This window comes from Streptomyces sp. EDA2-14 (genome assembly GCF_054963755.1).
In genome coordinates this window covers 143,488-166,537 of sequence record NZ_JBUEGE010000008.1, presented here as the reverse complement: position 1 = coordinate 166,537, position 23,050 = coordinate 143,488, and the positions used below count along the sequence as shown (strand labels likewise).

Below are 23,050 nucleotides of genomic sequence, written 5' to 3'. Positions count from 1 at the left end.
CGGGGGCCGTCCACGTACCGGTCTCAGCGGAGCGGAGGGTCAGCCCCCGAACTCGTGCAACCCCTTCAGCGCCTGGTCAAGAAGCGCCTGGCGGCCGTCCAGCTCCCTCTGGAGCTTGTCCGCCTTCGCGTTGTTGCCCTGCGCCCGAGCCTGCTCGATCTGCCCGGTGAGCTTGTCGACCGCCGCCTGCAGCTGACCGGTGAGGCCCTCGGCACGAGCCCGCGCCTCCGGGTTCGTGCGCCGCCACTCGGCTTCCTCGGACTCCTGGATGGCACGCTCCACGGCGTGCATCCGGCCCTCGACCTTCGGCCGGGCGTCCCGCGGGACGTGACCGATGGCCTCCCACCGCTCGTTGATCGAACGGAACGCGGCGCGCGCCGACTTGAGGTCCCCGACCGGCAGCAGCTTCTCGGCCTCGTCGGCGAGCGCCTCCTTGAGCTTGAGGTTCTCGCCCTGCTCGGCGTCGCGCTCGGCGAACACCGCGCTGCGGGCCGCGAAGAAGACGTCCTGGGCGCCGCGGAAGCGGTTCCACAGGTCGTCCTCGTGCTCGCGCTGGGCCCGGCCCGCGGCCTTCCAGTCCGCCATCAGATCGCGGTACCGGGCCGCCGTGGCACCCCAGTCCGTCGAGTTCGACAGCGACTCGGCCTCCGCGACCAGCTTCTCCTTGGTCTTGCGGGCCTCCTCGCGCTGCGCGTCCAGCGAGGCGAAGTGGGCCTTGCGGCGCTTGGAGAACGCCGAGCGGGCATGCGAGAAGCGGTGCCACAGCTCGTCGTCCGACTTGCGGTCCAGGCGCGGCAGGCCCTTCCAGGTGTCCACCAGCGCGCGCAGCCGCTCGCCGGCCGCCCGCCACTGCTCGGACTGGGCCAGCTCCTCCGCCTCGGTGACCAGCGCCTCCTTGGCGTGCCGCGCCTCGTCGGACTGCTTGGCCTTCTGGGCCTTGCGCTCCTCGCGGCGCGTCTCGACGCTCTCCACCAGCTTGTCGAGCCGCTTGCCGAGCGCCTCCAGGTCACCGATCGCGTGGGCGTCCGTGACCTGCTCGCGCAGGTGCTCGATCGCCGTCATGGCGTCCTTGGCCGACAGGTCCGTCGTCTGCACCCGGCGCTCGAGGAGCCCGATCTCGACGACCAGGCCGTCGTACTTGCGCTTGAAGTAGGCCAGGGCTTCGTCCGGAGACCCCGCCTTCCACGAACCGACCTCCCGCTCGCTGCCGTCGGCCGAACGCACGTACACGGTCCCCGTCTCGTCGACGCGGCCCCACGGGTCGCTGCTCACAGCGCCTCCTCCACATGATGCCTGCGCGGGGCGTCCCGCCCCCGGCATCGTCCACAGTTTCCTGGCGGGCCCGGCCCGCCCTCCACAACGCGGCTCGTATCCGCGCTGTACGAAGCCAATCTAGGCGACCGGCCACCCCACTGTCCGCACTCAGCGCGGCTCAATTCCTCGCCCGCGCGCGCGTGGGGCGGCCCCCTGGCGTTACTCCTTGGTGACCGCGGCCTTCTCGACCTTGACGGCCTTCTTCGGCGTCCCGTCGCCCGAGCCACCGGTGACGCCCTTCGCGGCGACGTCCTTCACGACCTGCAGTCCCTTCGCGTCCATCGTGCCGACGGGGGTGTACGTCGGCGTCAGCTTGCTGTCCTTGTAGACGAGGAAGAACTGGCTGCCGCCGGAGTCGGGCTGCCCGGTGTTGGCCATCGCGACCGTGCCCGCCTTGTAGGTCACCGAGCCGTCCTTGGCGGGCTTGCCGAGCCCCTTCAGGTTCTCGTCGGGGACCGTGTAGCCGGGGCCGCCCGCGCCGGTGCCCTCCGGGTCGCCGCACTGAAGGACGTATATGCCCTTGGTGGTGAGGCGGTGGCACTTCGTCCCGTCGAAGAAGCCCTTGTCCGCGAGGTGCTTGAACGAGTTCACGGTGTGCGGTGTCTTCGCGGCGTCCATGGCGACCGTGATGTCACCGGCGCTCGTCTTGAAGGCCATGTCGTACTTGGCCTTCTTGTCGATCGCCATCTTCGGCTCCGACGCCTTCTTGCTCGCCGAGGGGGAGGGGCTGGCCTCCTTGTCCGCGGTGTCCTTCTTGCCGTCACCGCTGAACGCCCCGGCGGCGTACGCGCCGCCCGTGCCGAGGACGGCCACCGCGAGCACGGAGGCGATCACGGTGTTGCGGGTGCGCGCCTTGCGTCGCGCGGACTCGCGCCGCTGCTGCTGGCGCAGGAACTTCTCCCGGGCGAGCTGACGCTGCCGCTGATCCTTGCTGACCACCGGGTCTTCTCCTCGTACGTCTCGTGTGACCTCGTGGGGCCCCTGATTGGTGCCCCGTACCGTATACGGGTTCGCTGTGGAATCGGCCGCGCCGGTAGGCTCTGATCGGCCGTATTCCGTTACGACATTCCGTTACGACGACACACGAAGGACGAACGTGCTGATTGCCGGGTTCCCCGCCGGGGCCTGGGGCACCAACTGTTATCTGGTTGCCCCCGCCGCGGGTGAGGAGTGCGTGATCATCGACCCCGGCCACCAGGCCGCTCAGGGAGTCGAGGAAGCGCTCAAGAAGCACCGCCTCAAGCCGGTGGCGGTCGTCCTCACGCACGGGCACATCGACCATGTCGCCTCGGTCGTCCCGGTCTGCGGGGCGCACGACGTCCCGGCCTGGATCCACCCCGACGACCGCTACATGATGAGCGACCCCGAGAAGGGCATCGGCCGCTCCATCGGCATGCCGCTGATGGGCGAGCTGACCGTGGGGGAGCCGGACGACGTGCGGGAGCTGTCCGACGGCGCGCAGCTGAAGCTCGCCGGGCTCGACTTCGGCGTCGCGCACGCGCCGGGCCATACCAAGGGGTCGGTGACCTTCCAGATGCCCGAGGCGGCGGACATCCCGTCCGTCTTCTTCTCGGGCGATCTGCTCTTCGCCGGCTCCATCGGACGCACCGACATGCCCGGTGGCTCCATGGACGACATGCTCGAATCGCTGGCACGCGTGTGCCTGCCGCTCGACGACTCGACCGTGGTGCTGTCCGGACACGGCTCCCAGACGACCATCGGCCAGGAGCGCGCCACCAACCCGTATCTGCGGCAGGTGGCCGCCGGCCAGGGACCCTCCACCGGGGCTCCCCGACGAGGAATGTGACGAGAAACCTCCCGTGAGCACCTTCCAGGCCCCCAAGGGCACCTACGACCTGCTTCCGCCGGACTCCGCGAAGTTCCTCGCGGTCCGCGAGGCGATCTCCGCTCCGCTGCGGAACTCCGGCTACGGCTACATCGAGACCCCCGGCTTCGAGAACGTCGAGCTCTTCGCGCGCGGTGTCGGCGAGTCCACCGACATCGTCACCAAGGAGATGTACGCGTTCGAGACCAAGGGCGGCGACAAGCTCGCCCTGCGTCCCGAAGGCACCGCCTCCGTGCTGCGCGCCGCCCTGGAGGCCAACCTCCACAAGGCGGGCAACCTTCCGGTCAAGCTCTGGTACTCGGGCTCGTACTACCGCTACGAGCGCCCCCAGAAGGGCCGCTACAGGCACTTCTCCCAGGTCGGCGCCGAGGCGATCGGCGCCGAGGACCCGGCCCTGGACGCCGAGCTGATCATCCTGGCCGACCAGGCGTACCGCTCGCTCGGCCTGCGCAACTTCCGCATCCTGCTCAACTCGCTCGGCGACAAGGAGTGCCGCCCCGTCTACCGGGCCGCCCTCCAGGACTTCCTGCGCGGTCTCGACCTCGACGAGGACACCCTGCGCCGCGCGGACATCAACCCGCTGCGCGTCCTCGACGACAAGCGGCCCGACGTGCAGAAGCAGCTCACGGACGCGCCGCTGCTCCGCGACTACCTGTGCGACGCCTGCAAGGCGTACCACGAGCAGGTACGTGAGCTGCTGACCGCCGAGGGCGTCGCCTTCGAGGACGACGAGAAGCTGGTCCGCGGCCTGGACTACTACACGCGCACGACCTTCGAGTTCGTCCACGACGGTCTCGGCTCGCAGTCCGCGGTGGGCGGCGGCGGCCGCTACGACGGCCTGTCCGAGATGATCGGCGGCCCCTCGCTGCCGTCCGTGGGCTGGGCCCTCGGCGTGGACCGTACGGTCCTGGCGCTCGAGGCGGAGGGTGTCGAGCTCGAACTGCCCTCCACCACCAGCGTGTTCGCGGTGCCGCTCGGCGACGAGGCGCGGCGCGTGCTGTTCGCCAAGGTGACCGAGCTGCGCAAGGCCGGGATCTCGGCGGACTTCTCCTTCGGCGGCAAGGGCCTCAAGGGCGCCATGAAGAACGCCAACCGGTCCGGCGCGCGGTTCACGCTCGTCGCCGGTGAGCGGGATCTGGCCGAGGGCGTCGTGCAGCTCAAGGACATGGAGTCGGGCGAGCAGGACGCCGTCGCGGTCGACGAGATCGTCGGCGTGCTCACGGCGAAGCTCAAGTAGGCCGATTCCCACCGCCTGTGTTCGAGGCCCCGGAACTCTGTTCCGGGGCCTCGAACGTTTCGTCACCCGCAGGCGTACATGCTTATGTCCAACGAACGGTGGACACCGGGGCCGGTGCGGCAGAATGAGCACGACCACAGCACCCACTCGCGCAACTCACCTACGGATCGGCGTGATGAGCAAGACGACGACAGCAAGCGACACCGTCTCCCCGGACACCGGTGCCGAGCCAGCCCCGCGCTCCGTCGGCGGCAGTCGTGCCTTCGGGCTGCTGCTGGTGATCACCGGGGCGGCCGGGCTGCTCGCCGCGTGGGTCATCACCCTCGACAAGCTCAAGCTCGCCGAGAACCCGAATTTCACGCCCGGCTGCTCGCTCAACCCGGTCATCTCCTGCGGCAGCATCATGAAGAGCGAGCAGGCGACGGCGTTCGGCTTCCCGAACCCGTGGCTCGGCCTCGTCACGTACAGCATCGTGATCTGCGTCGGCATGAGCCTGCTGGCCCGCGCGCGGTTCCCGCGCTGGTACTGGCTGACGTTCAACTTCGGCTGCCTGTTCGGCGTCGGATTCGTGACCTGGCTGCAGTTCCAGTCCCTGTACCGGATCAACGCGCTGTGCCTGTGGTGCTCCCTGGCCTGGGTCGCCACGATCCTGATGTTCTGGTACGTCACGTCGTCCAACATCCGCAACGGCTTCCTGCCGGCGCCGCGCCCCGTCAAGACGTTCTTCGAGGACTTCACCTGGGCCGTGCCCGTGCTGCACATCGGCATCATCGCCGTGCTGATCTTCACGCGCTGGGGCTCCACGCTCTGGGCCTGACCGGCCGGGGGAGCGGGCCGTGCCCGCGGCGTTGTCAGTGGCGTGACTTAGGGTTCTGATCGTGGAAGCCGACCTGTTCACCGCCGCAGCGGAAGAGCGCCAGGAGAAGGACCCGTCCGCGAGCCCCCTGGCCGTCCGGATGCGCCCCCGCGTCCTCGACGAGGTCGTCGGACAGCAGCACCTGCTCAAGCAGGGTTCGCCGCTGCGCCGACTGGTCGGCGAGGGCGGCTCAGGACCCGCGGGCGCCTCCTCGGTGATCCTCTGGGGCCCGCCCGGCATCGGCAAGACGACGCTCGCGTACGTGGTGTCCAAGGCGACCAACAAGCGGTTCGTGGAGCTCTCCGCGATCACCGCGGGCGTCAAGGAAGTGCGGGCCGTCATCGAGGGCGCCCGCCGCGCCATGGGCGGCCACGGCAAGGAGACCGTCCTCTTCCTCGACGAGATCCACCGCTTCAGCAAGGCCCAGCAGGACTCGCTGCTGCCCGCGGTGGAGAACCGCTGGGTGACGCTGATCGCGGCCACCACCGAGAACCCGTACTTCTCGGTGATCTCCCCGCTGCTGTCCCGCTCCCTGCTGCTCACGCTCGAACCGCTCACCGACGACGACCTGCGCGGACTGCTCGCTCGCGCGCTCACCGAGGAGCGCGGCCTCGACGGCGCGGTGACGCTCGACGAGGACGCCGAGGAGCATGTCCTGCGGGTCGCGGGCGGCGACGCCCGGCGCGCGCTGACCGCCCTGGAGGCGGCGGCCGGAGCGGCCATCGCCAAGGGCGAGGAGACCATCACCCTCGAAAGCGTCGAGGAGTCGGTGAACCGCGCGGCGGTCACCTACGACCGGGACGGCGACCAGCACTACGACGTGGCGAGTGCCCTCATCAAGTCCATCCGCGGCTCGGACGTGGACGCGGCGCTGCACTACCTGGCCCGGATGATCGAGGCGGGGGAGGACCCCCGGTTCATCGCCCGCCGCCTGATGATCTCCGCGAGCGAAGACATCGGCCTCGCCGATCCCACGGCCCTGCCGACCGCCGTGGCCGCCGCCCAGGCCGTCGCGATGATCGGCTTCCCGGAGGCGGCGCTCACCCTGAGCCACGCGACGATCGCCCTCGCCCTGGCCCCGAAGTCGAATGCGGCGACGACGGCGATCGGCGCCGCCATGGAGGACGTACGCAAGGGCATGGCAGGCCCCGTCCCTGCACACCTGCGCGACGGGCACTACAAGGGCGCCGCCAAGCTGGGCCACGCGCAGGGCTACGTGTACCCGCACGACGTGCCCGGCGGCATCGCCGCCCAGCAGTACGCGCCGGACGCGATAGCGGGCCGCCGCTACTACCAGCCGACGCGCTACGGGGCGGAGGCCCGGTACGCGGACGTGGTGGAGCGGGTCCGCGAGCGGCTCGGCGGCCCCGGCGCCGAGGGGTCCGACTGATCCGGTAGACTGCTGCGAAGTGCTGTGTCCCGTGCCCGGAACCCCGAAAGGGAGACCGGCACCACCAGAGCGGGACATCAAGCCGGAGCTCCCGAACCTCGCGGATTCCGCGTGGCACAGGAGATCCAGGAGCGTCGCGCACCGTCGAAGGTGTCGCGGGCAGCCCACCACCAGTCGGGTCCGCAAGGGCCAGGGACGCGGTCGGTGGGCCACTCGCGTGCTGCACGTATGTGCCCAGACCCGGGAGCGGCTGCCCTCTCACCTCGGTGGGAAGGGTTTTCCGGGCTGCGGATGCGACCTCCCCGAACCCTGGTGAAGCCGTATTCACATCAGAAACACGAGGTGTTTGGTTCATGCCGAACCAGTCCCGCCCCAAGGTCAAGAAGTCGCGTGCCCTCGGCATCGCGCTGACCCCGAAGGCCGTCAAGTACTTCGAGGCCCGCCCCTACCCGCCGGGCGAGCACGGCCGCGGCCGCAAGCAGAACTCGGACTACAAGGTCCGTCTGCTCGAGAAGCAGCGTCTGCGCGCCCAGTACGACCTGAGCGAGAAGCAGATCGCCCGCGCCTACGACCGCGCCAAGAAGGTCGAGGGCAAGACGGGCGAGGCGCTCGTCATCGAGCTGGAGCGTCGTCTCGACGCCCTGGTCCTTCGCTCGGGCATCGCCCGCACGATCTACCAGGCCCGTCAGATGGTCGTCCACGGCCACATCGAGGTCAACGGCCAGAAGGTCGACAAGCCGTCCTTCCGCGTGAAGCCGGACGACGTCATCATGGTCCGCGAGCGCAGCCGCAACAAGCCGCTGTTCCAGGTCGCGCGTGAGGGTGGCTTCGCCCCCGAGGGCGAGACCCCGCGTTACCTCCAGGTGAACCTGAAGGCCCTGGCCTTCCGCCTGGACCGTGACCCGAACCGCAAGGAGATCCCCGTGATCTGCGACGAGCAGCTCGTCGTCGAGTACTACGCCCGCTGATCTCCCTCACCGGAGTCTCCTTCACCGGAGAGCGGACGTAGGACCACCTGCGTTTCAGCCCGCCGTCTCGCCGCCCTTCCGAGGGTGGGAGGCGGCGGGTTCGCGTTTCTCCAGGACCGGTTCCGCCGGGCGGGCCGGGTGCGGCACCTTCGCGGTCGCAGGCCGGCGCCGGCCGCCGCACAGCGCGCGTGCCACCGCCTCGTCCTGCCCCAACCGCTCTCCCACGCCCGTGAGTTCGGCGAAGCGGGCGTCGCCGAGCGTCCGCCGCGCCCGCGTCTCGCACAGCTCGTGCGGCGTGCCGTAGTGGGCCGAACCGAACAGCGGCAGCCCCACCGAGGACCACATCCGGCCCGCCGCCCCCTGCAGCACCGCGGCCTCGGTCGCGTCCCCCTCCTCGATCGTGACCAGGGCGAGCAGCTCCACCGCCAGCACGGTGCCCAGCAGATCGTGGAACTCGTGGCTGATGCCCAGGCACTCGTCGAGCAGCGCGCGCGCCTGCGCGTAACCGCCCTCCGCCCACTGCGCGTACGCCAGCACATAGAGCGCGTACGCGAGGGTCCAGCGCTCCCCGTGGTCCTCGCACACCTGCCGTACGTCCGTGCACAGCGCCACGGCCTCCGCCAGATCGCCCTGGAAGGCGAGCGCCATCGCCAGCTCGACCTGACCCATCAGGACATTGCTGTTCAGCTCGCCGATCTCCCGGTAGCCGGCCAGCGCGGTGCGCAGCAGATCCTCGGCGCGCGGCATGTCGTCCGTGACCAGGGCCAGACATCCGGTGCGGTGCACCGCGTACGCGAGGGCCGTGGCGTCGCCCGTGCGCTCGGCCTCCTCGCGGCACTCCTGCAGCGCGGCGAGCGCGGGCACGCTGTCGCCCTGGAGGACCGCGACGTAGCCGAGCACCCACAGCGCCTTGAGGCGTGAGGCGCCGAACGCCATGTCCTCGTCGCCGAGGCCGAGCCCGTCGTTGTCGAACCCGGCGACGAGGCCGACGCTGCGGTCCAGCCAGTGCCGCCCCTCGGCGAGCCGCCCGCAGCCCACCCAGTAGAACCACAGCGTGCCCGCCAGGTACTGGCCCAGATGCGTCTCGCCCGGTTCGCTCAGGCAGTACTCGAGGGCCACCCGCAGATTCGGCAGCTCCGCCTCGATCCGGGACGCCACCTCGCTCTGCCGCGGCGAGAACCAGTCCAGCTCGCACCAGGTGGCCAGGCCCATGTACCAGTCGCGGTGCCTGCGCCGCATCCGGTGGCTGTCGCCCAGCCCGTCCAGCCATTCCGCCCCGTACGCGCGCACCGTTTCGAGCATCCGGTAGCGCAGCCCGTCCGGGGCCTCCTCGCGGACGACCACGGACTGCGCGAGCAGCTCGTCGAGCACGTCGAGGATGTCGTCCGCGCGCAGGTCCTCGCCCCCGCACACGTACTCCGCCGCCTCCAGGTCGAACGAGCCGGAGAACACCGACAGGCGCGCCCACAGCAACCGCTCCTGCGGCGTGCACAGTTCGTGACTCCAGCCGATCGTGGTGCGCAGCGTCTGGTGGCGCGGCAGCACGTCCCTGCCACCACCGCGCAACAGCCGGAACCGGTCGTCGAGCCGCTCCATCAGCTGCGCCGGGGACAGCACCCGCAGGCGCCCCGCCGCGAGTTCCACCGCGAGCGGCAGACAGTCCAGGCGGCGGCACACCTCCAGGACGTCGATCAGCGTGCGCCCGTCCGGCCGGAACCCGGGCAGCAACGCCGCCGCCCGGTCCGCGAACAGCTCCGCCGCGTCCGCAGGGGTCAGCGGCGCCAGTGGGAACAGCTGCTCACCGTCGACCGCGAGCGGCCTGCGGCCCACCGCGAGCACCCGAAGCCCCGGCGCCGCGCGCAGCAGATCCCGTACGAGCGAGGCGCACGGGTCGACCAGGTGCTCGAAGCCGTCGAGCACGAGGAGAAGGCGGCGCCCGGCGAGATGGTCGACCAGGACCTGGCGGGGCGGGCGCGTGGTGTGGTCGGTGAGCCCGAGCGCCTCGGCCACCGTGTAGTCGACGAGTTCCGGCAGCCGCACGGCCGCCAGCTCAACCCGCCACACCCCGTCGGGACACAGGTCCTGCGGGACGCGGGCGGCCGCGTGGGCGGCGAAGCGGGACTTGCCGACGCCACCGACGCCGCTGACCGTGACCAGGCGGCTCTTCTCCAGGGCGGCCGCCAGCGCGCCGAGTTCGGCAGCGCGGCCGACGAACCGGTTCAATTCGTGGGGGAGGTTGCCGGGCCGCGGCGGACCGGCGGGGACATCTGTGGGGCGCGAAGTGCGTCGCATGGGGCACAGAGCGTACTCAGGCGTGCGCGGTCCGTACAATCGCATCGACGAATGCCGGCCGTCCGTGAAGCGAATGCGGTACGGAGCGCGGGGTCGGGCGCGATAGGCTCGGGGGACGACTTTTCGATGTTCAGAAGCTGTGCGTTCGTACAGAGCTTCGCAGAGAGCTAGGGAGCGGTGCCAAGTGTCCGGTGGAGAGGTTGCCGGGATCCTGGTGGCTGTCTTCTGGGCGATCCTGGTCTCCTTCCTCGCGGTGGCGCTCGTGAGGCTGGCCCAGACGCTCAGGGCCACCACCAAGCTGGTCGCGGACGTGACCGAACAGGCCGTCCCCCTGCTCGCCGACGCCTCCGCCGCGGTGCGCTCCGCGCAGACCCAGATCGACCGCGTCGACTCGATCGCCTCGGACGTCCAGGAAGTCACGTCGAACGCGTCGGCGCTCTCCTCCACCGTGGCCTCCACCTTCGGCGGCCCGCTGGTCAAGGTGGCCGCGTTCGGCTACGGAGTGCGCCGTGCCATCGGTGGCCGGGGCAAGGAAGCGCCCGCCAAGCAGTCGCGCCGTACCGTGATCGTGGGCCGCACGCTCCCCGAGGCGCGGCGGGCCAAGCGGGCCAACCGGAACAAGAGGGACTGACCGAAGACATGTTCCGCCGTACGTTCTGGTTCACCGCGGGCGCAGCCGCCGGCGTATGGGCCACCACCAAGGTCAACCGCAAGATCAAGCAGCTCACGCCGGAGAGCCTCGCGGCCCAGGCGGCCAACAAGGCGGTCGAGGCGGGCCACAAGCTCAAGGACTTCGCGCTCGACGTCCGCGACAACATGGCGGAGCGCGAGGCCGAACTGGGCGACGCCCTCGGCATCAACGAGCAGCCGGACCCCGAACTGGAGCCGCGGACCCGCTTCGCGGTCCTCCAGAACACCTTCACCACGAAGGTCGTCCACACCAAGCAACCCAAGTACCTCGAAACCAGCAGGTACTCGATCAACAATCGGAATGAGGACCACTGATGGAGTCGGCTGAAATCCGTCGCCGCTGGCTGAGCTTCTTCGAGGAGCGTGGCCACAAGGTCGTGCCCTCGGCGTCGCTCATCGCGGACGACCCGACTCTGCTGCTCGTCCCCGCAGGCATGGTCCCGTTCAAGCCCTACTTCCTGGGTGAGGTCAAGCCGCCCGCCCCGCGCGCCACTTCGGTGCAGAAGTGCGTGCGTACGCCGGACATCGAAGAGGTCGGCAAGACCACCCGCCACGGCACGTTCTTCCAGATGTGCGGCAACTTCTCCTTCGGCGACTACTTCAAGGAAGGCGCCATCAAGTACGCCTGGGAGCTGCTCACCAGCTCCGTGGCGGACGGCGGCTACGGCCTGGAGCCCGAGAAGCTCTGGATCACCGTCTACCTCGACGACGACGAGGCCGAGCGCATCTGGCACGAGGTCGTCGGCGTGCCGAAGGAGCGCATCCAGCGCCTGGGCAAGAAGGATAACTTCTGGTCCATGGGCGTCCCCGGCCCCTGCGGCCCGTGCTCCGAGATCAACTACGACCGCGGCCCCGAGTTCGGCGAAGAGGGCGGCCCGATCGTCAACGACGAGCGCTACGTGGAGATCTGGAACCTGGTCTTCATGCAGTACGAGCGCGGCGCCGGCATCGGCAAGGAGGACTTCGAGATCCTCGGCGACCTGCCGTCGCAGAACATCGACACGGGTCTCGGCCTCGAGCGCCTCGCCATGATCCTGCAGGGCGTACAGAACATGTACGAGACGGACACCCTGCGCGTCGTCATCGACAAGGCCACCGAGCTGACCGGTGTCCACTACGGCGACAAGCACGACACGGACGTCTCGCTGCGCGTCGTCGCCGACCACATGCGTACGTCGACGATGCTCATCGGAGACGGTGTCACGCCGGGCAACGAGGGCCGCGGCTACGTGCTGCGCCGCATCATGCGCCGCGCCATCCGCAACATGCGCATCCTCGGCGCCACCGGACCGGTCGTGCAGGACCTGCTCGACGTCGTGATCGACACGATGGGTCTGCAGTACCCGGAGCTGATCACCGACCGCAAGCGCATCGAGACGGTCGCGCTCGCCGAGGAGGCCGCGTTCCTCAAGGCCCTCAAGGGCGGCACGAACATCCTGGACACCGCCGTCACCGAGACGAAGGCCGCCGGCAAGTCGGTCCTCGCCGGCGACAAGGCGTTCCTGCTCCACGACACGTGGGGCTTCCCGATCGACCTCACCCTGGAGATGGCCGCCGAGCAGGGCCTGTCCGTGGACGAGGACGGCTTCCGCCGCCTGATGAAGGAGCAGCGGGAGCGCGCCAAGGCGGACGCCCAGGCCAAGAAGACGGGCCACGCCAACGTCGGCGCGTACCGCGAGATCGCGGACGCCGCCGGTGCCACCGACTTCATCGGCTACGCCTCGACCGAGGGCGAGTCGACGGTCGTCGGCCTGCTGGTCAACGGCGTCTCCTCGCCGGCCGCCACCGAGGGCGACGAGGTCGAGGTCGTCCTCGACCGCACCCCGTTCTACGCCGAGGGCGGCGGCCAGATCGGCGACACCGGCCGCATCAAGCTGGACAACGGCGCGATCATCGAGATCCGCGACTGCCAGAAGCCGGTCCCCGGTGTGTACGTCCACAAGGGCGTCGTCCAGGTCGGCGAGGTGACCGTCGGGGCCCGGGCCCAGGCGATCATCGACGTGGCCCGCCGCCGCGCCATCGCCCGCGCCCACTCCGCGACGCACCTCACGCACCAGGCGCTGCGCGACGCGCTCGGCCCGACGGCCGCCCAGGCCGGTTCCGAGAACCAGCCCGGCCGCTTCCGCTTCGACTTCGGTTCGCCGTCCGCCGTGCCCACGGCCGTGATGACGGACGTCGAGCAGAAGATCAACGAGGTCCTGACCCGCGAGCTCGACGTGCAGGCCGAGGTCATGGGCATCGACGAGGCGAAGAAGCAGGGTGCCATCGCCGAGTTCGGCGAGAAGTACGGCGAGCGCGTCCGCGTCGTCACCATCGGCGACTTCTCCAAGGAGCTGTGCGGCGGCACCCACGTGCACAACACCGCCCAGCTCGGCCTGGTGAAGCTGCTCGGCGAGTCCTCCATCGGCTCCGGCGTGCGCCGCATCGAGGCACTGGTCGGCGTCGACGCGTACAACTTCCTCGCCAAGGAGCACACGGTCGTCGCCCAGCTCCAGGAGCTGATCAAGGGCCGCTCCGAGGAGCTGCCCGAGAAGGTCTCGGCGATGCTCGGCAAGCTCAAGGACGCCGAGAAGGAGATCGAGAAGTTCCGCGCGGAGAAGGTCCTCCAGGCCGCCGCCGGTCTCGCCGAGGGCGCCAAGGACATCCGCGGTACCGCCGTCGTCACCGGCCAGGTCCCGGACGGCACGACCGCCGACGACCTGCGCAAGCTGGTCCTGGACGTCCGTGGCCGCATCCAGGGCGGCCGCCCCGCCGTGGTCGCGCTCTTCACGACGGCCAACGGCAAGCCGCTCACGGTCATCGCCACCAACGACGCCGCGCGCGACCGCGGCCTCAAGGCCGGCGACCTGGTCCGTACGGCCGCCAAGACCCTCGGCGGCGGTGGCGGCGGCAAGCCGGACGTCGCGCAGGGCGGCGGCCAGAACCCGGCCGCGATCGGCGACGCCATCGACGCCGTCGAGCGCCTGGTAGCGGAGACCGCCCACTGATGCGCCGAGGCCGCCGTCTGGCGATCGATGTCGGGGACGCCCGGATCGGGGTCGCGTCCTGCGACCCCGACGGGATCCTCGCCACGCCGGTGGAGACCGTGCCGGGACGCGACGTCCCGGCCGCCCACCGGCGCCTCAAGCAGATCGCCGAGGAGTACGAGCCGATCGAGATCGTCGTCGGACTCCCTCGCTCCCTCAAGGGCGGCGAGGGCCCGGCGGCGGCCAAGGTCCGCGGCTTCGCCCAGGAACTCGCGCGGGGCGTGGCACCCGTTCCGGTGAGGTTGCTGGACGAGAGGATGACCACAGTGACGGCCAGTCAGGGACTGCGCGCCAGCGGCGTTAAGTCCAAAAAGGGCCGCTCTGTCATCGACCAGGCGGCCGCCGTCATCATCCTTCAGCAGGCATTGGAGTCCGAACGGGCGTCAGGTAAAGCTCCCGGCGAGGGCGTCGAAGTGGTCATCTGATCGCGATACGGTAACGTTCCGCGCGACCGGCGGTGTTCGAATAGCCGCCGCACAGCATCAAGAGGCGGAACGGTTGCCCTTCCTGATCGGACGATTGGACAGTGGCCCCACCGCCTCGCGGCTTGTAGGGGACCGATGACTGAGTATGGCCGGGGCCAAGGCTCCGAACCGTGGCATCCCGCGGACCCGCTGTACGGGGACCAGGGGTGGGGTCAGCAGGCCGGACACGGCCAGGCGTCCTACGGCGGCCAGGGGAGTTACGACCCGCAGCAGGCCTACGGCGGTGACTGGGAGACCGGTCAGCAGGGCTACGGCCAGCAGGATTACGGCCAGGGGGCCGGTTACGGCCAGAACCCGGGCTACGGCCAGCAGGCCTATGGCGGCGGACAGGGCCAGGGCGGTGGCTGGGACTGGGAGACCGGTTCGAGTGCCCAGTCCCCGTACGGAGCAGACCCCGCCGACCCGTACGGCACCGGTCAGCACGCCGCGTACAACACCGAAGAGCCGGACTACTACAACACGCCCGGCGCCTACCCACCGCCGGAGCCGCCGGGCCGGCGCCGCACGCCGGAGCCCGACACGGGCTGGGACGCGGGCCCCGACCAGGGCGAGGAAGCGTTCTTCAACGGCGGCGGCGAAGAGGACGACTACGACGAGGGGCGCGGCGGGCGCCGGGGCCGCGGCGGCAAGAAGCCGAAGAAGCGGCGCAGCGGCTGCGCCTGCCTGGTCCTGACCGTGATCTTCGCGGCCGGTGTCGGAGGTGTCGGCTACTTCGGCTACCAGTTCTACCAGGATCGTTTCGGCGCGGCCCCGGACTACGCGGGCGACGGCAACGGCGAGCAGGTCACCGTCGTCATCCCGAAGGGCTCCGGCGGCTACACCATCGGGCAGAAGCTCAAGGACGCCGGCGTCGTCCAGAGCGTCGACGCGTTCGTCGCGGCACAGGCGGCCGACCCGAAGGGCAAGTCGATCCAGGACGGCGCGTACGTCATGGAGAAGCAGATGTCCGCGTCGAGCGCGGTCGACATGCTGCTCAGCCCGACGGCCCGGGCCAACCTCACGATCCCCGAAGGCGCCCGCAACGCGGCCGTCTACGAGAAGATCGACCAGAAGCTGAAGGTCGCCAAGGGCACCACGGCCAAGGTCGCGAAGAAGGACTACAAGGACCTCGGGCTGCCCGAGTGGGCGCTGAACCGGCGAGGTGTGAAGGACCCGCTGGAGGGCTTCCTCTACCCGTCGAGCTACGCGGCCGCCAAGGGCATGAAGCCCGAGGAGGTCCTGAAGGACATGGTCTCGCGGGCCGACGACAAGTACGAGCGGCTCGACCTGGAGGGCCAGGCCAAGAAGCACGGCCTCGACAATCCGTGGCAGGTGCTCACCGTCGCGAGCCTCGTGCAGGCCGAGGGCAAGACGCACGACGACTTCCGGAAGATGGCCGAGGTCGTCTACAACCGCCTCAAGCCGACGAACACGGAGACCAACCAGCTCCTGCAGTTCGACTCGACCTTCAACTACCTCAAGGGTCAGAGCAACATCAACATCGGCGAGTCCGAGATCAACAGCAACAAGGACCCGTACAACACGTACACCCGCAAGGGACTGCCGCCGGGCCCCATCGGCAACCCCGGCGACGTGGCCCTCGCCGCGACGCTCGACCCGACGTCCGACGGCTGGATCTACTTCGTGGCCACGGACGGCATGCACAAGACCGAGTTCGCGAAGACCAGCGCCGAGTTCGAGAAGCTGAAGGAAAAGTTCAATGCCAGCCAGGCCAACTGACCTGCGGAGGGCGGCAGTTCTCGGCTCGCCCATCGCCCACTCCCTCTCGCCGCAGCTGCACATCGCGGCGTACCGGGCGCTGGGCCTGGACGACTGGCGGTACGACCGGTTCGAGACCAACGAGGCGGCGCTGCCCGCCTTCCTCTCCGGGCTCGGGCCCGAGTGGGCCGGGCTCTCGCTCACGATGCCGCTCAAGCGGGCGGTGATCCCGCTGCTCGACGAGATCACCGACACCGCGCGGTCCGTGGAGGCCGTGAACACGGTGGTGCTGCGCGCCGACGGCCGGAAGGTCGGCGACAACACCGACATCCCGGGACTGATCGCGGCGCTGCACGAGCGCGGCGTGGAGAAGGTCGAGTCGGCGGCGATCCTCGGCGCGGGTGCCACCGCGTCCTCCGCGCTCGCCGCGCTCTCCCGGATCTGCACCGGTGAGGTCGTCACCTACGTACGCAGCGAGCAGCGCGCCGACGAGATGCGCGGCTGGGGCGAGCGCCTCGGGGTGAAGGTGCGCACGGCCGACTGGGCCGACGCGGCACACGCCTTCGAGGCCCCCCTGGTCATCGCCACGACGCCGAAGGGCGGCACGGACCACCTGGCCGAGGCCGTACCGGAGGGCGTCGGCACGCTCTTCGACGTCCTCTACGACCCGTGGCCCACGCCGCTGGCGGCCGCCTGGGAGAGGCGCGGCGGCGCGGTGCTCAGCGGGCTCGACCTGCTCGTGCACCAGGCGGTCTTCCAGTTCGAGGAGTTCACCGGGGACACCCGCCCGGTGCTCGACGCGATGCGCGCGGCGGGCCTCAAGGCCCTCGGCTGACCCCTCGGCGTGTGGCTCGCGTCTCATGTGTCGTCCGCACCCCGGACACCGGAAACGTCGGGGTCCGCGGACGTGGGAGGATCGTTCCCATACACAGAGCGCGAGCATGAGGAGCACCGTTGAGCAGGTTGCGCTGGCTGACCGCGGGGGAGTCGCACGGCCCCGCACTCGTCGCGACGCTGGAGGGACTTCCCGCCGGCGTTCCGATCACCACGGAGATGGTGGCGGACCACCTGGCACGGCGCCGCCTCGGCTATGGCCGCGGAGCGCGCATGAAATTCGAGCGTGACGAGGTCACGTTCCTGGGCGGTGTCCGGCACGGACTCACCCTCGGCTCCCCGGTCGCGATCATGGTCGGCAACACCGAGTGGCCCAAGTGGGAAAAGGTCATGTCGGGCGACCCGGTCGACCCCGAGATCCTCAAGGACCTGGCGCGCAACGCGCCGCTGACCCGCCCCCGCCCCGGCCACGCCGACCTCGCCGGCATGCAGAAGTACGGCTTCGACGAGGCCCGCCCGATCCTGGAGCGCGCCTCCGCCCGCGAGACGGCCGCCCGGGTCGCGCTCGGCGCGGTCGCCCGGTCGTACCTCAAGGAGACGGCCGGCATCGAGATCGTGTCGCACGTCGTCGAGCTGTGCTCGGTCAAGGCCCCGCAGGGCGTCTACCCGACCCCCGCCGACGTCGAGAAGCTGGACGCCGACCCGCTGCGCTGCCTGGACGCCGTCGCCTCGAAGCAGATGGTGGCCGAGGTCGACCAGGCCCACAAGGACGGCGACACCCTCGGCGGCGTCGTCGAGGTCCTCGCCTACGACGTGCCGGTGGGCCTCGGCTCGCACGTGCACTGGGACCGCAAGCTCGACGCCCGCCTCGCCGGTGCGCTCATGGGCATCCAGGCCATCAAGGGCGTCGAGATCGGCGACGGCTTCGAGCTGGCGCGCGTGCCCGGTTCCAAGGCGCACGACGAGATCGTGAACACGGACGAGGGCATCCGCCGCGTCTCCGGCCACGCGGGCGGCACCGAGGGCGGCCTCACCACCGGTGAGCTGCTGCGGGTGCGCGCCGCGATGAAGCCGATCGCGACCGTGCCGCGTGCCCTGCAGACCGTGGACGTCGCGACGGGTGAGGCCACGCAGGCCCACCACCAGCGCTCCGACGTCTCCGCGGTGCCGGCCGCCGGCATCGTCGCCGAGGCCATGGTCGCCCTCGTCCTCGCGGACGCGGTGGCCGAGAAGTTCGGCGGCGACAGCGTCTCCGAGACGCGGCGCAACGTCACGTCGTACCTCGACAACCTCCAGATCCGGTGAGCGGCCCGCAGGTCGTCCTCGTCGGACCGATGGGCGTCGGCAAGTCGACGGTGGGCGCGCTGCTCGCCGAGCGGCTCGGCTGCGCCTACCGGGACACCGACGACGACATCGTGACCGCACAGGGCCGCGCCATCGCCGACATCTTCGTCGACGAGGGCGAGGAGCACTTCCGTGCCCTGGAGAAGGCATCTGTGGCCACCGCGCTCGCCGACCACGGGGGCGTTCTCGCGCTCGGCGGCGGCGCGATCCTCGACGCCGACACGCGTGCGCTGCTCGCCGCCCACCCGACCGTCGTCTACCTCTCGATGGACGTCGAGGAGGCGGCCAAGCGGACCGGCCTGAACGCGGCCAGGCCGCTGCTCGCCGTCAACCCCCGCAAGCAGTGGCGGGAGCTGATGGAGGCGCGCCGGCATCTGTACACCGAGGTCGCGCAGGTGGCCGTGGCCACCGACGGCCGCACCCCCGAAGAGGTCGCCGAAGCGGTCCTCGACGCACTGGAGTTGAATCAGGCATGAGCGAGGAAGTGACCCGTATCCACGTCGGCGGCACCGCCGGCACGGACCCGTACGAGGTCCTGGTGGGGCGTCAACTCCTGGGTGAACTGGGCTCGTTGATCGGTGACCAGGCCAAGCGGGTGGCCATCGTGCACCCCGAGGCGCTGGCCGAGACCGGTGAGGCGCTCCGCGCCGACCTGGCCGACCAGGGCTTCGAGGCCGTCGCCATCCAGGTGCCGAACGCCGAGGAGGCCAAGACCGCCGAGGTCGCCGCGTACTGCTGGAAGGCCCTCGGGCAGTCCAACTTCACGCGCTCCGACGTCGTCGTCGGCGTCGGTGGCGGCGCCACCACGGACCTCGCCGGGTTCGTGGCCGCCACCTGGCTGCGCGGCGTGCGCTGGATCGCCGTCCCGACCACCGTGCTCGCCATGGTGGACGCGGCGGTCGGCGGCAAGACCGGCATCAACACCGCCGAGGGCAAGAACCTCGTCGGGGCCTTCCACCCGCCGGCCGGTGTGCTCTGTGACCTGGCCGCCCTCGACTCGCTGCCGGTGCACGACTTCGTGTCCGGGCTCGCCGAGGTCATCAAGGCCGGGTTCATCGCCGACGAGAAGATCCTCGAACTCATCGAGGAGGACCCGCAGTCGGCCCGCACGCCCACCGGCGAGCACACCGCCGAGCTGATCGAGCGTGCCATCCGGGTCAAGGCCGAGGTCGTCTCGTCCGACCTCAAGGAGTCGGGTCTGCGCGAGATCCTCAACTACGGGCACACCCTCGCGCACGCCATCGAGAAGAACGAGCGCTACAAGTGGCGGCACGGCGCGGCCGTCTCCGTCGGCATGCTCTTCGCTGCCGAACTCGGCCGCCTGGCGGGCCGGTTGGACGACGCGACGGCCGACCGGCACCGCGCGGTCCTGGAGTCCGTCGGGCTGCCCCTGACGTACCGCTACGACCAGTGGCCCAAGCTCCTCGAGACCATGAAGGTCGACAAGAAGTCCCGCGGTGATCTGCTGCGCTTCATCGTCCTCGACGGTCTCGGCAGGCCCACCGTCCTGGAGGGGCCCGACCCCGCCGTGCTGCTCGCCGCCTACGGCGAAGTGGCGGAATAGTACGGTCCGTTCACGTTCGGGCACGTCGTGAGGTCCCCGGCCGTTCACACATTGGCGGTCGGGGACGGTACCGTTCGGTAGCGCCCCGTTCGCCGGCGCCCAAGTAACCGTCGTACGAGATGGAGTGGCACCGGATGCAGCACGCAGGGGGAGCTCCGCTGCCGCCGCCCCACCGGCCGGGACACGCGTCGACAGGCCCCCTGCCGCAGGGCAGCCATGCGCCGCAACCGCCCGGCATGCCGGGTTTCAGCGGAGCGCCGCCGCACCACCCGCCCGCCCAGCCGCCGCACATACAGGCGCCGCAGGCCCCGGCACCGCCGCCTCCGCCGCAGGCCGCGCAGCATCAGTCGCAGCCGCCGCGCGAGACCACCGGCCACATGCAGCTGCCGTCCGGTGCCCCCGTCGCCGTGCCGAGCCCGCCGCCCGCGCAGGCGCCCGCCGACGCGACCTCGACGACGCTCGCCGTGCTGCTCATCGGTCCCGCGGGCGCGGGCAAGACGAGCGTCGCCCGGCACTGGGCGGAGAGCCGCCGCGTCCCGACGGCGCACATCAGCCTCGACGACGTACGGGAGTGGGTGCGCTCCGGCTTCGCCGACCCGCAGAGCGGCTGGAACGACAACAGTGAGGCCCAGTACCGTCTCGCCCGCCGCACCTGCGGTTTCGCCGCGCGCAACTTCCTGGCGAATGGAATCTCCTGCATCCTCGACGACGCGGTCTTCCCCGACCGGCCCGTCATCGGCCTCGGCGGCTGGAAGCGGCACGTGGGCCCCGGCCTGCTCCCGGTGGTCCTCCTCCCCGGCCTCGAGATCGTCCTGGAGCGCAACGGTCGGCGCAGCGGCAACCGCCGCCTCACCGACGAGGAGGTCGCCCGCATCCACGGCCGCATGGCCGGCTGGTACGGCTCGGGCCTCCCGATCATCGACAACTCCCAGCTCGACGTGGCGGGCACGGCCCAGGTCCTGGACGAAGTCCTGACCCGCGCCATCACCAGCCCCCCACAGTGGTGATCCCCGACAACCGGGTCTGAGCCCTCCCCCCCCACCGCCCATCCGCTCCCTTGAGCCTTGGGCAATCTGTCGCCTTGGGCGGCAGGGTGGGCAAGGCGGCCCACGGTGCGGCGCACTCATTGCGGCAGGCGTCGCCCCGGCGCAGCTCCGCGCCCCCGGGCGCGGCGGACCGTTCACGCCGGCGCCCCGCCCGGTCACCCCGAACCCCCACCGCACCCCCGAAGGGGACCCGTCCGGACGCGCTGGGACGGCCGGGGGCGCCGCGCGCTCGTACGCTCGGCGTCATGTCAGAGGTGCACGCGGCCCGACGGGACCGGCTCAGAGAGCGCGCGACAGCGGGCGGCAGCGCGACCGCCCTCGTCTCGCGGCCCGCCAACGTCCGCTACCTGGCGGGAACGGCACCGCACGGCGCCGTCCTCCTGCTGGGCCGGGAGCCCGGCGGCGACGACGACCTTCTGCTCTGCGCGCGAGCGCCGAGCGGCGAGTCCACCGAGGGCCGCGCCGACGAGGCACTGCGGGTCCAGGTCCTGGACGTACCCGCGGGCGACCCGGCGGTGGCCGCCGCCGACGTGGCCGCGGCCCGCGGCGCCGACTCGCTCGCCGTGGAGGAGCACCACCTGACGGTCGCCCGGCACCGCGCGCTCGACTCCGTGGCGCCCCGCCTCCGCCTCACCGACCTCAACCACGGCGTCGAACAGCTCCGCTTCGTCAAGGACGAGGAGGAGATCTCCTGCCTGCGCATCGCCGCCGAGATCGCCGACCAGGCCCTCGGTGAGCTGCTCGAGTCCATCCTCGTGGGCCGCACGGAGCGTCACCTCGCCCTCGAACTGGAACGTCGACTTGTCGACCATGGAGCCGACGGCGCCGCCTTCCCCACCTCCGTGGGAACGGGCCCGAACTCGGCACGCGTCGCCCACCGCCCCAGCGACCGCCGGGTCGAGGAGGGGGATTTCCTCTCCGTGTGCCTGGGCGCCTCGTACCGCGGCTACCGCTGCGAGATCGGCCGCACCTTCGTCATCGGGACCTCGCCCGCGGACTGGCAGATCGAGCTGTACGACGTCGTCTTCGCCGCTCAGCGCGCCGGGCGCGAGAGCCTGGCGCCGGGCGTCGAGTGCCGCGAGGTGGACCGGGCCGCCCGTCACGTCCTGGACGCGGCAGGGTATGGTGACGGGCTCGCGCCGCTGACCGGACACGGTGTGGGACTCGAAATCGACGAGGACCCGCAGTTGGCCCCCGCAGCCATGGGTAAACTGGACGCTTGTGTGCCGGTCACCGTCGAACCGGGGGTCCACCTCCCGGGACGGGGCGGCGTCCGGATCGATGACACGCTCGTCGTCCGCCCCGAGGCGGACGGCGGACCCGAGCTACTCACCATCACGACCAAGGAGCTGCTCGCGCTCTAGCCTTCGGGCCTCGCGCGTGCCCCTCGGTCGTCCACGTCAGTCCAGGAGATTCCGAAACCGTGGCTTCCACGAACGACCTCAAGAACGGCCTGGTGCTCAAGCTCGACGGGGGCCAGCTCTGGTCCGTCGTCGAGTTCCAGCACGTCAAGCCCGGCAAGGGCCCTGCCTTCGTGCGCACCAAGCTCAAGAACGTGCTCTCCGGCAAGGTCGTCGACAAGACGTTCAACGCCGGCGTCAAGGTCGACACGGCCACCATTGACAAGCGCGACATGCAGTTCTCGTACATGGACGGCGAGTACTTCGTCTTCATGGACATGGAGACCTACGACCAGCTGCACGTCGACAAGAAGGCCGTCGGCGACGCCGCCAACTTCCTGATCGAGGGCTTCGAGGCCACGGTCGCCCAGTACGAGGGCGACGTGCTCTTCGTCGAGCTGCCGGCCGCCGTCGAGCTGGTCATCAAGGAGACCGAGCCGGGCGTCCAGGGCGACCGCTCCACCGGTGGCACCAAGCCCGCCATCCTGGAGACCGGCCACCAGATCCAGGTCCCGCTCTTCGTCACCACCGGTGAGAAGATCAAGGTCGACACCCGCTCCAGCGACTACCTCGGCCGGGTGAACAGCTAACCGTGGCTGCCCGTAATACGGCCCGCAAGCGCGCCTTTCAGATCCTCTTCGAGGCCGATCAGCGCGGCGCCGACGTCCTGACGGTTCTCGCGGACTGGATCCGGCACTCCCGCAGTGACACGCGGCAGCCGCCGGTCAGCGAGTACACGATGGAGCTGGTCGAGGGGTACGCCAAGCAGGCGGCCCGGATCGACGAGCTCATCTCGCAGTACTCCGTCGGGTGGACCCTTGACCGGATGCCGGTCGTCGACCGCAACATCGTGCGGATCGGCGCCTATGAGCTGGTCTGGGTCGACGGGACCCCGGACGCCGTGGTGCTCGACGAGGCCGTTTCGCTGGCCAAGGAGTTCTCCACCGACGAGTCTCCGGCGTTCATCAACGGACTCCTGGGTCGCTTCAAGGACCTGAAGTCGACCCTGCGCCGCGACGAGGCCTGAGCCCGACCGCCGAGCGCAGCACCGTACCGCAGG

General features: G+C 70.6%; 21 protein-coding genes. 18 read left to right on the top strand and 3 right to left on the bottom strand.

Going from position 1 to position 23,050, the window contains the following annotated elements; translation table 11 throughout:
* Positions 1–39 precede the first annotated feature (39 nt).
* Positions 40–1,272, bottom strand: a complete 1,233-nt coding sequence (locus ACY34M_RS21415) for a DUF349 domain-containing protein (RefSeq protein ID WP_462719579.1) — start codon at positions 1,270–1,272, stop codon at positions 40–42.
* Positions 1,273–1,473: 201 nt separating this feature from the next.
* The gene (locus ACY34M_RS21410) at positions 1,474–2,253 is read right to left on the bottom strand and encodes a peptidylprolyl isomerase (protein WP_462719580.1); all 780 of its coding nucleotides are present in this window, start codon (positions 2,251–2,253) and stop codon (positions 1,474–1,476) included.
* Positions 2,254–2,410: 157 nt separating this feature from the next.
* Here ACY34M_RS21410 and ACY34M_RS21405 point away from each other — a divergent pair, with 157 nt between their 5' ends.
* From ACY34M_RS21405 to rpsD, 5 genes are all read left to right on the top strand, one after another.
* Entirely contained in the window at positions 2,411–3,121 is a 711-nt protein-coding gene (locus ACY34M_RS21405) for an MBL fold metallo-hydrolase (RefSeq protein WP_462719581.1), read from the top strand.
* A gap of 13 nt (positions 3,122–3,134) precedes the next feature.
* A complete protein-coding gene (hisS, locus tag ACY34M_RS21400; RefSeq protein ID WP_462719582.1) occupies positions 3,135–4,397 on the top strand; it encodes a histidine--tRNA ligase in 1,263 nt (420 codons plus the stop codon).
* A 175-nt stretch (positions 4,398–4,572) separates the two neighbouring features.
* Entirely contained in the window at positions 4,573–5,214 is a 642-nt protein-coding gene (locus ACY34M_RS21395) for a vitamin K epoxide reductase family protein (RefSeq protein ID WP_462719583.1), read from the top strand.
* 61 nt (positions 5,215–5,275) lie between these two features.
* The gene (locus ACY34M_RS21390; protein ID WP_462719584.1) at positions 5,276–6,643 is read left to right on the top strand and encodes a replication-associated recombination protein A; all 1,368 of its coding nucleotides are present in this window, start codon (positions 5,276–5,278) and stop codon (positions 6,641–6,643) included.
* A gap of 353 nt (positions 6,644–6,996) precedes the next feature.
* Positions 6,997–7,611, top strand: coding sequence for a 30S ribosomal protein S4 (gene rpsD, locus ACY34M_RS21385; RefSeq protein ID WP_462719585.1), 615 nt, complete (start codon positions 6,997–6,999; stop codon positions 7,609–7,611).
* A 54-nt stretch (positions 7,612–7,665) separates the two neighbouring features.
* Here rpsD and ACY34M_RS21380 read toward each other — a convergent pair whose 3' ends face one another.
* A complete protein-coding gene (locus ACY34M_RS21380; protein WP_462719586.1) occupies positions 7,666–9,903 on the bottom strand; it encodes an ATP-binding protein in 2,238 nt (745 codons plus the stop codon).
* Positions 9,904–10,087: 184 nt separating this feature from the next.
* Between ACY34M_RS21380 and ACY34M_RS21375 the strand changes: the two genes are divergently transcribed.
* The 13 genes from ACY34M_RS21375 to nusB all read left to right on the top strand — a co-directional run bounded on the left by ACY34M_RS21375 (position 10,088) and on the right by nusB (position 23,017).
* A complete protein-coding gene (locus ACY34M_RS21375) occupies positions 10,088–10,534 on the top strand; it encodes a DUF948 domain-containing protein (RefSeq protein ID WP_462719587.1) in 447 nt (148 codons plus the stop codon).
* An 8-nt stretch (positions 10,535–10,542) separates the two neighbouring features.
* Positions 10,543–10,908, top strand: a complete 366-nt coding sequence (locus tag ACY34M_RS21370; protein WP_462719588.1) for a DUF6167 family protein — start codon at positions 10,543–10,545, stop codon at positions 10,906–10,908.
* Complete coding sequence (alaS, locus tag ACY34M_RS21365; protein WP_462719589.1) at positions 10,908–13,580, top strand: alanine--tRNA ligase; 2,673 nt, start codon at positions 10,908–10,910, stop codon at positions 13,578–13,580. Before ACY34M_RS21370 ends, alaS begins: the two co-directional genes overlap by 1 nt.
* Complete coding sequence (gene ruvX / locus ACY34M_RS21360; protein ID WP_462719590.1) at positions 13,580–14,044, top strand: Holliday junction resolvase RuvX; 465 nt, start codon at positions 13,580–13,582, stop codon at positions 14,042–14,044. Before alaS ends, ruvX begins: the two co-directional genes overlap by 1 nt.
* 135 nt (positions 14,045–14,179) lie before the next feature.
* A complete protein-coding gene (gene mltG, locus ACY34M_RS21355) occupies positions 14,180–15,823 on the top strand; it encodes an endolytic transglycosylase MltG (protein WP_462719591.1) in 1,644 nt (547 codons plus the stop codon).
* On the top strand, positions 15,804–16,637 hold the full coding sequence (locus ACY34M_RS21350) for a shikimate dehydrogenase (protein WP_462719592.1): 834 nt from the start codon (positions 15,804–15,806) through the stop codon (positions 16,635–16,637). Before mltG ends, ACY34M_RS21350 begins: the two co-directional genes overlap by 20 nt.
* Positions 16,638–16,756: 119 nt before the next feature.
* Complete coding sequence (gene aroC / locus ACY34M_RS21345) at positions 16,757–17,941, top strand: chorismate synthase (protein WP_462719593.1); 1,185 nt, start codon at positions 16,757–16,759, stop codon at positions 17,939–17,941.
* Positions 17,938–18,456, top strand: a complete 519-nt coding sequence (locus tag ACY34M_RS21340) for a shikimate kinase (RefSeq protein ID WP_462719594.1) — start codon at positions 17,938–17,940, stop codon at positions 18,454–18,456. Before aroC ends, ACY34M_RS21340 begins: the two co-directional genes overlap by 4 nt.
* Positions 18,453–19,544, top strand: coding sequence for a 3-dehydroquinate synthase (aroB, locus tag ACY34M_RS21335; RefSeq protein WP_462719595.1), 1,092 nt, complete (start codon positions 18,453–18,455; stop codon positions 19,542–19,544). The genes ACY34M_RS21340 and aroB overlap by 4 nt, the downstream gene beginning before the upstream one ends.
* A gap of 134 nt (positions 19,545–19,678) precedes the next feature.
* Entirely contained in the window at positions 19,679–20,551 is an 873-nt protein-coding gene (locus ACY34M_RS21330) for a Pro-rich N-terminal domain-containing protein (protein ID WP_462719596.1), read from the top strand.
* Between the two features lie 284 nt (positions 20,552–20,835).
* Positions 20,836–21,954 carry an aminopeptidase P family protein gene (locus ACY34M_RS21325; protein WP_462719597.1) on the top strand — a complete coding sequence of 373 codons (1,119 nt, stop codon included), beginning with the start codon at positions 20,836–20,838 and terminating at the stop codon, positions 21,952–21,954.
* 59 nt (positions 21,955–22,013) lie between these two features.
* Positions 22,014–22,580 carry an elongation factor P gene (efp, locus tag ACY34M_RS21320; RefSeq protein ID WP_462719598.1) on the top strand — a complete coding sequence of 189 codons (567 nt, stop codon included), beginning with the start codon at positions 22,014–22,016 and terminating at the stop codon, positions 22,578–22,580.
* A 2-nt stretch (positions 22,581–22,582) separates the two neighbouring features.
* The gene (gene nusB, locus ACY34M_RS21315; RefSeq protein WP_462719599.1) at positions 22,583–23,017 is read left to right on the top strand and encodes a transcription antitermination factor NusB; all 435 of its coding nucleotides are present in this window, start codon (positions 22,583–22,585) and stop codon (positions 23,015–23,017) included.
* Positions 23,018–23,050 lie beyond the last annotated feature (33 nt).